Here is a 16,100-nt window from a genome sequence, read left to right on the forward strand (position 1 = left end):
TAAGGGTGAAAGGAGATTACCGATGAACGAGCAACAACGATTAGCAAGTCAACAAGCAAATTCCTCTACGAAAAAAGAAGAGAAAGATTATAGTAAATACTTTGAAAGTGTATATCAACCACCTTCCTTAAAGGATGCGAAAAAGCGCGGGAAAGAAGAAGTTAAAATTGAACGGGATTTTGGCTTACCTGAAGAGTTTCGCAATTTTGGTACAGGCCGAAAGTTCTATATTCGTACATATGGTTGTCAAATGAATGAGCATGATACGGAAGTAATGGCAGGTATTTTCACAACACTTGGATATGAACCAACTTTTTCAACTGAGGATGCAGATGTAGTTTTATTAAACACTTGTGCCATTCGTGAAAATGCTGAAAATAAAGTGTTTGGTGAACTAGGCCATTTAAAGTCACTAAAACGAAGAAATCCGGACCTTTTAATTGGTGTATGTGGTTGTATGTCTCAAGAAGAATCTGTTGTAAATAAAATTATGCAAAAAAATCAGCATGTAGATATGGTGTTTGGAACGCATAATATTCATAGATTACCGTACATTCTAAAAGATGCGATGTTCTCGAAGGAAACGGTAGTTGAAGTTTGGTCAAAGGAAGGCGACGTAATTGAAAACCTTCCGAAAGTACGCCGTGGTGATATTAAAGCTTGGGTAAATATTATGTATGGCTGTGATAAGTTCTGTACGTATTGTATTGTACCGTATACACGAGGAAAAGAGCGAAGTAGACGTCCAGAAGATATTATCCAAGAGATTCGTCACTTAGCTGCGAATGGTTATAAAGAAATTACATTACTTGGACAGAACGTAAATGCATATGGTAAAGATTTTGAAGATGTAAAATACGGTCTTGGTGATTTAATGGACGAACTTCGTAAAGTTGATATAGCCCGTATTCGTTTTACAACGAGCCATCCACGTGATTTCGATGATCACTTAATTGAAGTACTTGGCAAAGGTGGCAACCTAGTAGAACATATCCATTTACCAGTTCAATCTGGAAGTACAGATATGTTGAAAATTATGGCGCGTAAATATTCGCGTGAGCATTATTTAGAACTTGTAAGAAAAATTAAAGAAGCAATTCCAGATGCAGTATTAACAACAGATATTATCGTTGGTTTCCCAAATGAAACAGATGAGCAATTTGAAGAAACGATGTCGTTATATCGTGAAGTAGGATTTGATACTGCCTTTACATTTATTTATTCTCCTCGCGAAGGTACACCAGCTGCAAAAATGAAAGATAATGTACCGATGGAAGTAAAGAAAGAACGTCTTCAACGCTTAAATACACTAGTAAATACGTTGGCAATTGAAAAGAATAGTCGTTATAAAGGTCAAATTGTAGAAGTGTTAGTTGATGGGGAAAGTAAAAATAATCCGGAAGTACTTGCAGGTTATACTCGTACGAATAAACTTGTAAACTTCGTTGCTTCAAAATCTTTAATTGGTCAGCTTGTGAAAGTAAAAGTAACGGAAGCAAAAACTTGGTCTCTTAACGGGGAATTAGTTGAAGAGCCGATTGAGGTGAAATAATAGATGAAAGTATATTCGAAAGATGACATTGTTGAACAAGCGAAAGAATTAGCAAAAATGATTTCTGAAACAGAAGAGGTTGATTTTTTTAAGAAAGCAGAGGCGCAAATTCATAAAAATGAAAATGTAAAGCGCGCAATCGATGAAATTAAAGCACTGCAAAAACAAGCAGTAAACTTGCAACATTACGGGAAATGGGAAGCTTTAAAAAAGGTAGAAGCTGAAATTGATGCATTGCAAGATAAGTTAGACAGTATTCCAGTTGTACAAGAATTTAAATCTTCACAAACATATGTAAATGACTTATTACAGTTAGTTGCTAGTACAATTTCTAACAACGTAACAGATGAAATATTAATTTCAACTGGTGGCGATGTACTTAAGGGTGAAACTGGCGCAGCGGTAGAAAGTAAAAAAGGAAATTGTGGTTGTTAAAGAGATGTCATATTGACATCTCTTTTTTTTAGTTGATTAAACGTAAGTTCTTCTCAAAAAAAGAATGACACATTCCGCTATTGTCACGCATATGATTAAGTGAATAGTGATTGAGGAGGGTTACGAATGTCCGAATTTAGAGAGATTATTACAAAAGCAGTGGTTGGAAAAGGACGTAAGTATACAAAGTCAACGCATACATGTGAATCGAATAATGAACCAACAAGTATTTTAGGGTGCTGGGTAATTAACCACTCGTACGAAGCAAGAAAGAATGGGAAGCATGTGGAAATTGAAGGTTTCTATGATGTGAACACTTGGTATTCATTTGATGGAAATACAAAGACTGAAGTTGTAACAGAACGCGTGAACTACACGGACGAAGTAAGCATTGGTTATCGTGATAAAAACTTTTCTGGTGACGATTTAGAAATTATTGCTCGTGTTATTCAGCCACCAAATTGTTTAGAAGCGCTTGTATCACCAAACGGTAATAAAATTGTTGTAACTGTAGAACGTGAATTTGTAACAGAAGTAGTTGGAGAAACGAAAATTTGTGTAAGTGTAAATCCTGAAGGCTGCGTAGAATCAGATGATGATTTCCAAATTGCTGATGATGAATTTGAAGAATTAGATCCGAACTTTATCGTTGATGCAGAAGAAGAGTAATAGAAAGCTAGGGAGAAGTTCTTCCTAGCTTTTTACTTTACATAAGTGGCGCTGAATGAACATGATTCTTTATGAAATATGTTATAATGAAGATAGACTCCTGAAATAGGAGATATGGATGTCCGTGAAATGTGACATATATGAAAATTGATTACTATGTAAGAATTATGGAGGAAAAGTATGACGCAATATACCCCTATGATACAGCAATATTTAAAGGTTAAGGCAGACTATCAAGATGCCTTTTTATTTTTCCGATTAGGCGATTTTTATGAAATGTTCTTTGAAGATGCCGTTAAAGCAGCTCATGAGCTTGAGATTACATTAACGAGCCGAGATGGTGGCAGTAGTGATCGTATACCGATGTGCGGTGTACCCCATCATGCAGCTAAAAACTATATTGAACAACTTGTTGAAAAAGGATATAAAGTTGCTGTTTGTGAGCAAGTGGAAGATCCAAAAACAGCTAAAGGTGTAGTGCGCCGTGAAGTAGTACAACTAATTACGCCAGGAACGATGATGGAAGGGCGTACAATTGATGAGAAAGAAAACAACTTCTTAGCCGCATTAACATATTTTGAAGATGGATCATATGCTTTAGCTTGTAATGATTTAACGACTGGACAAAATACAGTAACGTTATTGACTGGTTCAGTAGAAGATATTTTATTGGAAGTGTATGCAACTGGTTCGAAAGAAATTGTTGTAGATTCTTTATTTTCTAAAGATGAATTAAATAAATTAACTGAAACGTTAAAAATGACAATTTCATATGAAGATGCAACGGCAATTCCTGAAGGATTAGAACATCTTGTGAAAAATGTTTCGCAAGCAAAGTTAATTAAAGCAATTGGACGCTTATTTAACTATGTGATAAGAACACAAAAACGTTCATTAGATCATTTACAACCTGTAGAAATTTATTATACGAATCAATTTATGAAAATTGATGTGCATTCAAAGCGAAATTTAGAGCTGACGGAAACACTTCGAACGAAAGAAAAAACAGGATCATTATTATGGCTATTGGATAAAACAAAAACAGCTATGGGTGGTCGTATGTTAAAACAGTGGATGGAACGTCCACTTATTCAGAAAGAAAAAGTTGAAGAGCGTTTAGAAATGGTTGAAACATTTGTAAATGATTACTTCTTACGTGAAGATTTAAAAGAAAAATTAAAAGAAGTATATGATTTAGAACGTTTAGCAGGAAAAGTTGCATTTGGTAATGTCAATGCAAGGGACTTATTACAGTTAAGACGATCTTTACTTCAAGTGCCAGCTATTTTAGAAGCGATTAGTTTGTTAGATAATGCTTATGCAGCAAGGTTAATTCAAGGAGCGGATCCATGTGAGAGCTTAACTGAATTACTAGGAAGAAGTATTCAAGAAAACCCACCGCTTTCTATTAAAGATGGAGATATTATTAAAGACGGTTATAATGACAAGCTTGATCAATATCGTTACGTTAGTAAAAACGGAAAAACGTGGATCGCTGAGCTTGAAAAACGAGAGCGTGATATTACAGGAGTTAAATCGTTAAAAATCGGGTACAACCGTATTTTCGGCTACTACATTGAAGTGACGAAGGCGAATCTTGCAGCACTTCCAGAAGGCCGCTACGAACGAAAACAAACGCTTGCTAATGCTGAACGTTTCATTACAGATGAACTGAAAGAAAAAGAAACGTTAATTTTAGAAGCAGAAGAAAAAATTGTACAACTAGAATACGATTTATTTACAGCGCTTCGTGAAGAAGTAAAAGTATTTATTCCGAAATTACAACATTTAGCAAAAGTAATTAGTGAATTAGACGTACTGCAAAGTTTTGCGACAGTTAGTGAAGAAGAACAGTTTGTAAAACCTGTACTAACAACGAAGCGTGAAATCTTTATTAAAGATGGTCGTCATCCTGTCGTTGAAAAAGTATTGAACGGGAAATTGTATGTACCGAATGACTGTATTATGCCAGAGAAGATGGATGTCTTTTTAATTACAGGACCGAACATGTCTGGTAAAAGTACGTATATGAGACAGTTAGCACTTGTAACGGTTATGTCACAAATTGGTTGTTTCGTACCAGCAACAGAAGCAGTATTACCTGTATTTGATCAAATCTTTACGAGAATTGGTGCAGCGGATGATTTAATATCAGGTCAAAGTACATTTATGGTCGAAATGTTAGAAGCGAAAAATGCAATTGCAAACGCATCAGAAAGAAGTTTAATTTTATTCGATGAAATTGGACGAGGTACATCTACGTATGATGGCATGGCACTTGCACAAGCAATCATTGAACATATTCATGACCAAATTGGTGCAAAAACGTTATTCTCTACGCATTATCACGAATTGACTGTGTTAGAAGAGAGTTTAGATCAACTGAAAAATGTACACGTTTCAGCAATTGAAGAGAATGGAAAAGTAGTATTCCTTCATAAAATTCAAGATGGAGCAGCTGATAAAAGTTACGGAATTCACGTTGCGCAACTTGCAGAGCTTCCAGATAGCTTAATCGCCCGCGCGAAAGAAGTGTTAGCACAACTAGAAGGACAGGAAGAAATTATTATTCCAAAGCGTGTAGAAGTAAAGGTACAAGAAGTTGTTCCAGAACCTGTAGTTGTAAAAGAAGAACCGGCAGAAATACAAGAAAAGAAAGAAGAGACTGAAGAAGAGTCACAACTATCTTTCTTTGGAGGAGACCAATCTTCAAAAAAACAAGACAAGCCTGTGCTTGATCAAAAAGAAAGCGCAGTACTTGCGCAAATTAAAAAAATTGATTTACTTGATATGACACCTTTAGAAGCGATGAACGAATTGTATCGCTTACAGAAGAAGTTAAAGAAAGGATGAGTAAGTAGATGGGGAAAATTCGCAAACTCGATGACCAACTCTCTAACTTAATTGCGGCAGGGGAAGTAGTAGAGCGCCCTGCTTCAGTCGTAAAAGAACTTGTGGAAAATTCTATCGATGCGAATAGTACATCTATTGAAATCCACTTAGAAGAAGCTGGGTTATCGAAAATTCGTATCATTGATAACGGTGATGGTATTGCAGAAGAAGACTGTATCGTCGCTTTTGAACGCCATGCGACGAGTAAAATTAAAGATGAAAACGATCTGTTTCGCATAAGAACACTCGGTTTCCGCGGTGAGGCACTGCCGAGTATTGCCTCTGTTAGTGAATTAGAATTAATTACTAGCACAGGTGATGCGCCTGGTACACACCTCATAATTAAAGGTGGAGACATTATAAAACAAGAGAAAACTGCGAGCCGAAAAGGAACAGATATTACAGTACAAAACTTATTCTTTAATACACCAGCGCGTCTTAAATATATGAAAACCATTCATACGGAGCTCGGGAATATTACAGATATCGTGTATCGTATTGCAATGTCACATCCAGAAGTATCGTTAAAACTGTTTCATAATGAAAAGAAATTGCTTCATACATCAGGTAACGGTGATGTAAGGCAAGTACTTGCATCGATTTACAGTATTCAAGTTGCGAAGAAGCTTGTTCCAATTGAAGCTGAATCTTTAGACTTTACAATTAAAGGCTATGTAACATTACCAGAAGTAACAAGAGCATCTCGTAATTATATGTCAACGATCGTAAATGGTCGTTACGTTCGAAACTTTGTACTAATGAAAGCAATTCAGCAAGGATACCATACATTACTGCCAGTCGGCCGGTATCCAATTGGCTTCTTATCGATTGAAATGGATCCAATGCTAGTTGACGTTAACGTACATCCAGCGAAGTTAGAGGTTCGTTTTAGTAAAGAACAAGAATTGCTAAAGCTGATCGAAGAAACATTGCAAGCTGCATTTAAAAAAATACAGCTCATTCCAGATGCAGGCGTAACAACGAAGAAAAAAGAAAAAGACGAAAGTGTGCAAGAACAGTTCCAGTTTGAGCATGCAAAGCCGAAAGAACCATCTATGCCGGACATTGTTTTACCAACTGGAATGGATGCAAAACAAGAAGAACCGCAGGCTGTGAAACAGCCACCACAACTGTGGCAACCGCCGAAACAAGAATGGCAACCACCACAGTCGCTCATAAGAGAAGAACAAAGTTGGCAACCATCTACTAAACCGATAATCGAAGAACCAATTCAAGAAGAGAAATCGTGGGACAGTAATGAAGAGGACTTTGAACTAGAGGAATTAGAAGAAGAAGTTCGGGAAATAAAAGAGATTGAAATGAACGGGAATGACTTACCACCACTTTATCCAATTGGACAAATGCATGGAACATATATTTTCGCTCAAAATGATAAAGGCTTATATATGATTGACCAGCATGCCGCGCAGGAACGTATTAATTATGAATACTTCCGTGATAAAGTAGGAAGGGTAGCGCAAGAAGTACAAGAGTTACTTGTACCGTACCGTATTGATCTATCTCTTACTGAATTTTTACGTGTCGAAGAACAGTTAGAAGAACTAAAAAAAGTCGGGCTATTTTTAGAACAATTCGGCCATCAATCCTTTATCGTCCGCTCGCATCCAACATGGTTCCCGAAAGGACAAGAAACAGAAATTATCGATGAAATGATGGAGCAAGTTGTTAAACTAAAAAAAGTTGATATTAAAAAGTTACGTGAAGAAGCAGCCATCATGATGAGCTGTAAAGCATCCATTAAAGCGAATCAATATTTAACGAACGATCAAATATTTGCCTTACTGGAAGAATTACGTACAACAACAAATCCATACACATGCCCACACGGAAGACCGATTCTTGTGCATCATTCTACTTATGAGTTGGAGAAGATGTTTAAGAGGGTTATGTAGAGTGAATAAAATTACTTTTCAAAAGGGAGCAACATTTACTGTTGCTCCCTTTTAATATGTAGATTTAATTGTTAAACGAAAATAAGGTGGAGTAATTTTGCAGTTTATTTCTTGGTTGCGTTAGCTTAAATTTATCTATGTATAAAAAAGCGCTGTATACAGCACTTTTTAAAAGGTGCATGAATTGTATAATAAAGGTTTCTACATTACTAACCAAATAACTATGCATGGCCAAATGTTGCTTCTTATTTGGCTAATTGTTATAAGGATCTATACAATTATTTATTTTTATTATTATTGATTTTTTCAGTGTATAGAACTTGCTCTTTATAGTGCTTCTTAATTGGAAAGTTATGTGTACCTGTCCCGTTCTTGAATTTTTTATCAATGGGGTTCTTTAGAGGAACTGTTGTAGTTTCAGTAAATTCATATGGGTAATTTATTTTAGATTTATCTTCAAACATGAAAATGCCTCCTTTTAGGATCTCCTAAATTCTTTACTATAACATGATATGCATATAGATTTTTTTTGGACTAGTTATTTATATAGGTTAATGGAATTTAATTACATAACCACTGAAACATTTTAAAGGAAAACAATTTGAGAAGAAATGGTAAGGATAGCTGTTAGCTCCTATTGTTGTTTTTTTGTTTGACAGCACAGTGAATTATGCATATAAATTCAATATAGATTGTTTTTATAATATGGTTTATATGGGGTTTTCCTGATAATATAATGTGGGATATTATAGTGTTATTAGGTTATTAGGAACATTTAATGCTGTTTCATAACTGAAAGGAAATTGAAAAAAAACTGAAACTTTTCTCATAAAAATTCAATCTAACTTGAAAAATGAAAGGAAAATGAAATTTTCCAAAAGATATTCTTTGTTAAGATAAAAAGCATACATACAAAAAGTATTGACATATCTTAAAAATGTATTTTCAAGATATAGTGGGGGAAAAGATGAGATTAGAAAAACAATTAATAAAAAAGGTGTATTATGAAACATTCCTAATGGAAAATGAAACAAAACCAACTCTTGACGTACTTGGACAAGCTTATGTAAACGAAGAAAAAAATCAGATTTCTGATGGGTCTTATATTCGTTTTGCACAAGGTGAATTTTATTATCGTCATCAAGATTTTGAAGCAGCTATTTTTAAATGGGAGAAGGTTAGTAATGAATTAGCACCATGGGCACAAAAAAATATTGCGGATGCTTATTTCGAACTTAATCAATTATCATTTGCTGAAAATATTTATACTTCCGTTACTACTGATAATAAAATATTGATGACCGAAATTAGATTACAATTACTTTCTCTTTACATTGAGCAAAATAATTTTGACTCAGCTTTCGGTGTTATTAAAGAAGCAGTTTCTTTAAATCCTGATTATCCGAATGTCACAAAAATTGCCCGTTCCTTTTATGAGGAACAGCAAGATTTTGATAGTGCAGTAGAGCTTGCTGTGAATGAGTTAATTCGAATAGAATCGTATCCGTGGTTTGAGGTGTTAAAAGGATATATCGATAAAGGGTTTACTAAACATATTTCACCAGACTATTTTTATGATGCATTAGCTACATTAAATAATGTAGATCAAGTACAATTTACACAAATGGTTTCATCACTTTGGAACAGTTATAAAGATGAACAAAATTATTTATTATGGCTTAATACAATAAATGAATTTTTCTTACATATTGAAATACATTCGTCCGATATATGGAACAAAGTTTCTGCTCTTTACGAAGAAACGTACTTTGCATTAATTCAAGGTCAATATACGCTTAGACAATTAAACGATATCATACCAAATCTGTTAGCAAATTGGTTAAAGGTAGTCAATCCATCTTATGCTGTATTTCCATCTGCAGCTGTATTGGCATGGGATGAGATTTTCCCTTCCAAAATAGATTCAGCAAATATAGAACATGCGGAAAATTTACTGTCACATTCTATTAATCATGTAAATGGCTTAGAGTACAGCTTACATCTTTTTGAATCTATTACACAATGGGCACAAAAGCACAATATAGAAATAGGTCACCGATTTAAATGGCTAGTTGACGAGCTCGCAGATTTAAGAACAAATCGTATTTTAGTAACGGGAACTTCAGGAAACGGAAAAACTACATTTATTAACTCTATATTAGGAGAAAATATATTAGAAAAATCAATTTCAAATGTAGTAGTTTTAAAAAATGATGCTCATATAGAAATAAACGCCATAACAGACTCAGCAATTACAACAACGGAAGATGTCTCTGATTACCATAATATGATGTCTCAGCACCATCAAACATATAGAGATAGAGCGTGTGTTGAATTTAAATTACCATGCAGATTTTTAAATGAAAATAAACTTACATTTGTAGTGACACCTGGCTTTAATAGGAATAACGACACTAGAGATGAGATATTCGAATATTTAAATTCTATAGACGAATTACTATTCGTATTGAATGCGGATTCACCTTTTACTGATAAAGAACGTGACATTCTATTAAGTATTCAAGAACATACGCCAAATTTACAAATTCATTTCTTATTAAATAAAATCGATAACATTTACAGTGAAGCAGAAGTAAAAAGGGTATTACATGATACGGCAGCGAGAATAAACACATATTTCCCACATGCGAGAATTTTCCCTTATTCTTCGTTATATACAAGTAGTCAACAATTAAATGATTTAATTGAGTTTATTCATTTTAACTTTAATCATAAACATATCGATGCAGAACGTACTGAAAAGTTATTATATTTCATTCGAAAAACAATTACATATCTTTTGGATAAACGTGTTGAGAAAGAAAACAATCTAGTGGATGCTATTAATTGGAATGAAGATATGCTAGTGAAACTAAACGGTAGCATTAATAACCTTACTGCATTTGAGAGGGAAAAAATTCATTTCATTACACAATCATATCGTTCAATGAAGACTGAAATTACGAATGATCTTACTGAAAATATCCCGAAGATATTAAAGAGTTGTTCTAATATAATTAGTGAAGAAAGTGATTTCGGGCACATGGATACGGAACTAAATAAAGCAATGAATGAAAGAGTGCATAAATATTTAGAACAAACTGTACTACCTAATCTTGCTCTTTCTATGCAAAATTGGATTGCAACTTCTAATAATGAGCTTCTTCAAAGCCAAACGTATTTAGAAGAACTTAGTGAAGGGCTTAATTCACTATTTGGAGAAAATAGAATACAGTTAGAATGTGACTTTAAAGTGCTTGATGACTGGCGCAGAGATACTGACAGGATGACGACTAGAATACAAATGGATGAAGTAAATATTTTACGTCGATTTACGCCAGCACAATTTTTACTGAAAAGTGCCGGTAAATTATTTGGAGTTCTTCCTAAAAATAAATCTATGCTATATAACAAATACAAACAGTATGTAGAAAATGAAGATTATACTGAGGTAACGGCTTCTATTATGAAGAAATTTTTCTTGCAATTTGAGCTGTTTGAAAACACACAAGAGCGAGATATTAATATATTCTTTAGGAATCCATTTAACTCCTTAAAGCAAGCTGTAGAAAACACGCATTTAGAAATACAAGAAAAACAAGAGATATTACATAAGATGAAATCAAATCCTGAAATCTATCATGATTCTATCATGCTCTTTGAATTGAGATTGCGTCAATGTGAAGTAATTTTAAATATAGGTAATGATAATACCTATACGGATGTAGCTTTAGAAACAAGCGTAGAATAAAAGTAAAAGGGAGCAACTGTAATAAGTTGCTCCTTTTTCATATATAGATTATTTTTCTGTTTCTTTAATTTTAGTTTGTACTTCGCCAGTTTTAATTTTATTGCTTTCTGAGAAGCGTAATAAATCGCCTTCAATAATTTTGTCAGACATTCGTAATTCATTTTGTGCACGTTTAATGAGGGCTTGAGCTTCTTTTTTTGGTAAATCTACAATTTCACCTGTTATACGGTCGTAGAAAGTGTTGTTTTTGTATGCATACTTATCTGTAATGAAGCTACCATCACGTAAAACAACAAAGCCAGTATATTCATCTGAAAACATATCATGGCCAAAACGAATATCATTCGTAGAATCAACACCTAATAAATTTAGAATAGTAGGTTTCATATCGATTTGTCCAGTAGGCTTTGAAATAGTTTGACCTTCTGTTTGTCCAGGAATATGAATATATAAAGGTGTACGTTGTAAATTTAAAGTATCAAATTCTGTTATTTGATCTTTTTCTAAAAACTGTGCCATTGCACGATTATGTTTTTCGGAAATACCATAATGATCACCGTATAACACAATAATAGAATCATCGTAAAGCCCCTCGGCCTTTAGACGTTCAATAAATTTTTTAATTGATTCGTCTAAGTAACGTGCTGTTACGATGTAACGATCAAATACGCCATTACCAGAGTTGTATGGTTCAATGAATTTTGTATCTTCATCATACGTAAATGGATAATGGTTTGTTAAAGTAAGGAAACGAGCATAGAATGGTTGATTAACAGTTTTTAATATATCTACTGATTGATCAAAGTATTCGATATCTTTTAATCCCCAATTTAAATTTGTTTCTGGTGTAATTTTGTAATCAAGCTCATTATAGTAACGATCATAACCAAGAGCAGAGTACATAATATTACGATTCCAAAATGTTGCGTTATTCGCATGGAATACAGAAGTGAAATAACCTTGCTGACGTAAAATTTCTGGAGTTGCAGTATAATCATTGTTACCGTGTGTGAAGAATACAGCCCCTCGATTTAATGGATACAACGACGTATCGATTAGAAATTCAGAATCGGATGTTTTCCCTTGACCAGTTTGATGGAAAAAGTTATCAAAGTAATAACTTTCATTTATGAATTCATTTAGGAATGGTGTAACTTCTTGCCCATTGACTGATGCGCCTATTAAGAAGGTTTGCAAGGATTCAAGAGTGACGACAATTACATTTTTTCCTTTCGCTGCACCAAACATATTAGGGTTTGGCTCGCTTTGGTTTGCTTTTACGTAGTTTTCAGTTTCTTGTAATTTACTACTATCAGCAAGCGCTTTTTGTGAACCGGCTTTTACTTGCAGTGTTAAGTCATATACTTGGTGAGTATATAGGCCTAAATTTTTGACAAGCATTACTCGGTCGAATGATCTCGTTAATAATTCAGGGCGCTCTTTTTCTGCAAGATGTAGATTCGCAAAGAATACACCAATTGTTAAAAGAAAGTATAACAAGCGTGTAGAATGAGTTACACGTTCGGTTTTAAAGACCAATGATTTCTTTTTTAATAAAATAAAGAAGAAAACAATGTCTACGAATGCGAGTATAATTTTGTAGTTTAATATTTCTATAATACTGCCGCCTAATTGTCCAAAGTTTGAGGTTTGTCCAAGTACTGGTAATGTAACGAAATCACTATAAAAATCATAGAACATTACATTTCCAACGAGTACGATTGTTAATAAGAAATTAATACATAGCGCTATATAATTTCGCTTTTCACCAGTTGAAAATAATGCTAATCCAACAAATGCTAATGATGCGGCTAGAGGACTAATAAACAAAATAAGCTCTTGCGTTGAAGACTCGATTTTTAAATCAAAACTGAATCGCGTAATAAGATATGTTTTTAACCATACTGCTAAAGCCATTATTATAACAAAGCTTATATTTTGCATTTGTAAATTTATTTTATTCTTCATTTTTACACCTTCTTTATACAATTTATTTAACTGAAGTTATATATTATGTTTTTATAACTATTAGAGTGTAATGAACCATTTAGACTCTGTTTTCTAAAGGGAATAATTTGAAGTATTCATATACATACAATGGGGATTTTTAAAGCGTAGTAGCATAAATATAACTCTTTTTGAGAAACGGACAGAACAAGTCATAGTTGTAGTGAAATTGACTTATAGACATCCTACCATATTAAACACTATGATGATGTTACAAAATATCGAACAAATGAAAGTGAAAATGGATAGAGACTTTTAAAACTGTTGACATTCAATTTATTAGAATTGAATACCAACAGTTTTAAATATGTAGTTATATTACATATGTATCTTGTAAAATTCCGATTTTTTGTCGGTTAATCATTAGCCGGGAAGGATAGGAGGGCTTATTAATATATTTTTACTATATAAGTAAAGTGTTTTGAAATTAGGAATATTTGACTAGAATCTTAATGATAGAAATTAAATGTCAGATAAGTACTTTCCAACATACAGACCACTTGCAGCTGCTTGAGATAATGAGTGCGTAACGCCTGAACAATCTCCAATTAAAAATAGCCCATGTATACTAGTTTCAAAATGATTATTAATTTTTATCGTAGGAGCATAGAACTTTCCATCAATTCCATATAGTAAAGTATGTTGATCAATAGGTTCTTGTATAAATTGTTCTAAACGTAATAAAAATTCTTTGAGCCCTTCAATATATAATTGAGGAATTTCTTGATTCAAATCTCCATAATCCCCCTGTAGTGTAGGCTGTATACGGCTATGTTCCATGCTGTTTTCCGCTGTAGGTTGTTTCTTTAGTAAGTCCTCTAAGCGCTGTATAACAACCCGATCTCGTCCTTGGTTAATGCCTTTAATAATTGAACTTGCGTATACATTTGCTTCTTTGAGAGTTGGAAAATAGCGAGGAATAAATAAAGTGAAATTTAAATTAGAAGTGCCAGTTCCTTGCTCTCGAAAATTTTGACCGTCAGGCATAACTAAACCTTCTTCGTACTTTCGAATGATGCGTCCTTTTGGATTCATACAGTAAGTAGTTGCTGTGAAATGCTCACCTTGATAAGAAAGTTTTGTTTCAAAAGTATCTTTTAATATAGAACGTAATTGATGTTCTTTCATTTCTACTCTAATTCCTAAATCTACACGTGTTTGCTCCTGAGAAATATTTAGGGAACTGCACATTTCTTTTAACCAATCGGCCCCAGAGCGCCCAGTTGCAAATACTAGTTGCTTAGTTTGAACTGTTCCTTGATTTGTATCTATTGTAAAATGATCTTCCTGTTTCAGAATATGTTGTACATCTATATGAAATTGGATCTTTATTTTCGTCAGTAAAAATTCATAGAGCTGCTGAAAAATGTTACTGGAAAGTGTAGTACCAAGATGTCTTACTTCTGTTGTTAGCATTTGTAAACCACACGCTTCAGCTCTCTTAGTGAGACTTGAATTTTCAGTAGAATATTTTGAAACCGAACTTCCACCAAACTGACATAGAATTTCATCTACTTCAGCCATGAGTTGTATAAAACCCTCTTTACCGACTTTTTTCTCAAGTTCTCCGCCAAATCCGTTTGTATAATTAAATTTCCCTTCAGATTTGCCTAAACCACCAAACCCGAAATATTTATCACATGTAGTACAATTACACACTTTTCCTTCGTCTAAAGGACAATGGCGATCTTCTAGCGCTTTACCTTTATCAAGAATTAAAACTTTTTTGTTACTTTTAGCTAGTGAATAAGCCATAAAAATGCTACTTACTCCAGCGCCGATAATCGTAATATCATACATATTCTTCCACCTGCTAACGAATAGTTTGTTTTTTATTTTTCTAGTGTATAACAATTTTATGAAGTTAAGAAATAGCTTTTATTAATAAAGTGGGAGTTTTTGAACTTGATGCTTTATTAATTTCTACGAGTGGTGGAGTAAATACAAAAATTTTTATTTGAAAGAAGAAACAGTTAAAAAAATAACTATGTCATATGATTAATAACATCTTACATAGAAAAAAACAGACCTTTTAAGTGAAGAGGTCTGTTAATGATTTTAAATCTTATTTAGCAAACACATGATTACCAATTACTGCTACTGTTTGACGTGTCGTAATCCACTTGTCCGTTGATGTTTTTGGATTGTAGAAATAAATCCAGTCTGAATCTACTCCATTTGTGGAGATAGCCTCTTCTACAGCCATTTTTGCTTCTGCACTTGCAGGTTGATTAATTCTTCCATCTGTAATAGGAGTAAATGCATATCCGTATTTAATAGGTTCATAAATAACGCCTGTTATTGTATTTGGAAAACCTTTTGCATTTACACGATTTAGTATAACTTTGGCTACTGCTACTTTTCCTTTATAGGATTCGCCACCTGCTTCAGCGGTAACTAAGCGTGCCATTAAGTCTTTTTCTTTTTGTGAAATACTTGAGTTGATTTTTAAATGTTGTCCTGTATAAAGCTTGTTTCCGACTGTATTGTTCATTTGTTTTATAGATTGGACAGTGACATTGTAACGCTTTGCTATCGTTTCTAATGAATCTCCCGGTTGTACTTGATAAATAATTTGTTCAGAAATGTTCGCAGGCTTGGCATTTTGAGGAACAGTGATTTCATTTGATTTCACGGACCCTGGAATATGTAACTGTTCGCCAATAAAGGTTTTATCGTTTCCTTTATTATTAGCCTGTTTAATGGATTGTATTGAAACTCCGTATTGTTTACTAATGCCCCAAAGTGTATCGTTCTTTTTTACTGTATGAATGGTAGAAGCTTCAGCTGTACTTTGACTACATACGAATGTAATTGCGGCCGCAGATAAAGGAATTATATGTTTTATTTTTAGTAATTTCATTGTAAATCCTCCTAAGAA

At 33.7% G+C, this 16,100-nt stretch carries 10 protein-coding genes; 6 read left to right on the top strand and 4 right to left on the bottom strand.

All coding sequences use genetic code 11. The features are described from left to right. The first annotated feature begins 22 nt into the window (after positions 1-22). The 5 genes from miaB (at position 23) to mutL (ending at position 7,461) form a co-directional block, all read left to right on the top strand. The gene (gene miaB / locus BM089_RS15005) at positions 23-1,552 is read left to right on the top strand and encodes a tRNA (N6-isopentenyl adenosine(37)-C2)-methylthiotransferase MiaB (protein WP_001005393.1); all 1,530 of its coding nucleotides are present in this window, start codon (positions 23-25) and stop codon (positions 1,550-1,552) included. A gap of 3 nt (positions 1,553-1,555) precedes the next feature. After that, positions 1,556-1,987 (top strand): YlbF/YmcA family competence regulator, encoded by a 432-nt coding sequence (locus tag BM089_RS15010; protein ID WP_000870460.1) that lies wholly within the window; start codon positions 1,556-1,558, stop codon positions 1,985-1,987. Between the two features lie 126 nt (positions 1,988-2,113). Continuing rightward, on the top strand, positions 2,114-2,656 hold the full coding sequence (cotE, locus tag BM089_RS15015) for an outer spore coat protein CotE (protein WP_001288799.1): 543 nt from the start codon (positions 2,114-2,116) through the stop codon (positions 2,654-2,656). A 180-nt stretch (positions 2,657-2,836) separates the two neighbouring features. Next, positions 2,837-5,509, top strand: a complete 2,673-nt coding sequence (mutS, locus tag BM089_RS15020) for a DNA mismatch repair protein MutS (protein WP_090977226.1) — start codon at positions 2,837-2,839, stop codon at positions 5,507-5,509. Between the two features lie 8 nt (positions 5,510-5,517). Next, a complete protein-coding gene (gene mutL, locus BM089_RS15025) occupies positions 5,518-7,461 on the top strand; it encodes a DNA mismatch repair endonuclease MutL (RefSeq protein WP_000516465.1) in 1,944 nt (647 codons plus the stop codon). Positions 7,462-7,739: 278 nt separating this feature from the next. Here mutL and BM089_RS15030 read toward each other — a convergent pair whose 3' ends face one another. After that, complete coding sequence (locus tag BM089_RS15030; RefSeq protein WP_000461138.1) at positions 7,740-7,925, bottom strand: hypothetical protein; 186 nt, start codon at positions 7,923-7,925, stop codon at positions 7,740-7,742. A gap of 503 nt (positions 7,926-8,428) precedes the next feature. On the opposite strand from BM089_RS15030, the gene BM089_RS15035 reads away from it, so the two are divergent. Then, positions 8,429-11,212: a dynamin family protein gene (locus tag BM089_RS15035; RefSeq protein ID WP_090977228.1), complete on the top strand. Its 2,784-nt coding sequence runs from the start codon at positions 8,429-8,431 to the stop codon at positions 11,210-11,212. A 48-nt stretch (positions 11,213-11,260) separates the two neighbouring features. On the opposite strand, the gene BM089_RS15040 is transcribed toward BM089_RS15035, so the two are convergent. From BM089_RS15040 to BM089_RS15055, 3 genes are all read right to left on the bottom strand, one after another. After that, positions 11,261-13,180: an LTA synthase family protein gene (locus tag BM089_RS15040; RefSeq protein WP_000791039.1), complete on the bottom strand. Its 1,920-nt coding sequence runs from the start codon at positions 13,178-13,180 to the stop codon at positions 11,261-11,263. Positions 13,181-13,681: 501 nt separating this feature from the next. Continuing rightward, positions 13,682-15,019 carry an NAD(P)/FAD-dependent oxidoreductase gene (locus BM089_RS15050; RefSeq protein ID WP_000272120.1) on the bottom strand — a complete coding sequence of 446 codons (1,338 nt, stop codon included), beginning with the start codon at positions 15,017-15,019 and terminating at the stop codon, positions 13,682-13,684. Positions 15,020-15,284: 265 nt separating this feature from the next. Further along, the gene (locus BM089_RS15055) at positions 15,285-16,082 is read right to left on the bottom strand and encodes a cell wall hydrolase (RefSeq protein ID WP_090977230.1); all 798 of its coding nucleotides are present in this window, start codon (positions 16,080-16,082) and stop codon (positions 15,285-15,287) included. Between the last annotated feature and the right edge of the window lie 18 nt (positions 16,083-16,100).

Source organism: Bacillus sp. 5mfcol3.1 (genome assembly GCF_900114335.1).
GTDB lineage: Bacteria > Bacillota > Bacilli > Bacillales > Bacillaceae_G > Bacillus_A > Bacillus_A thuringiensis_S.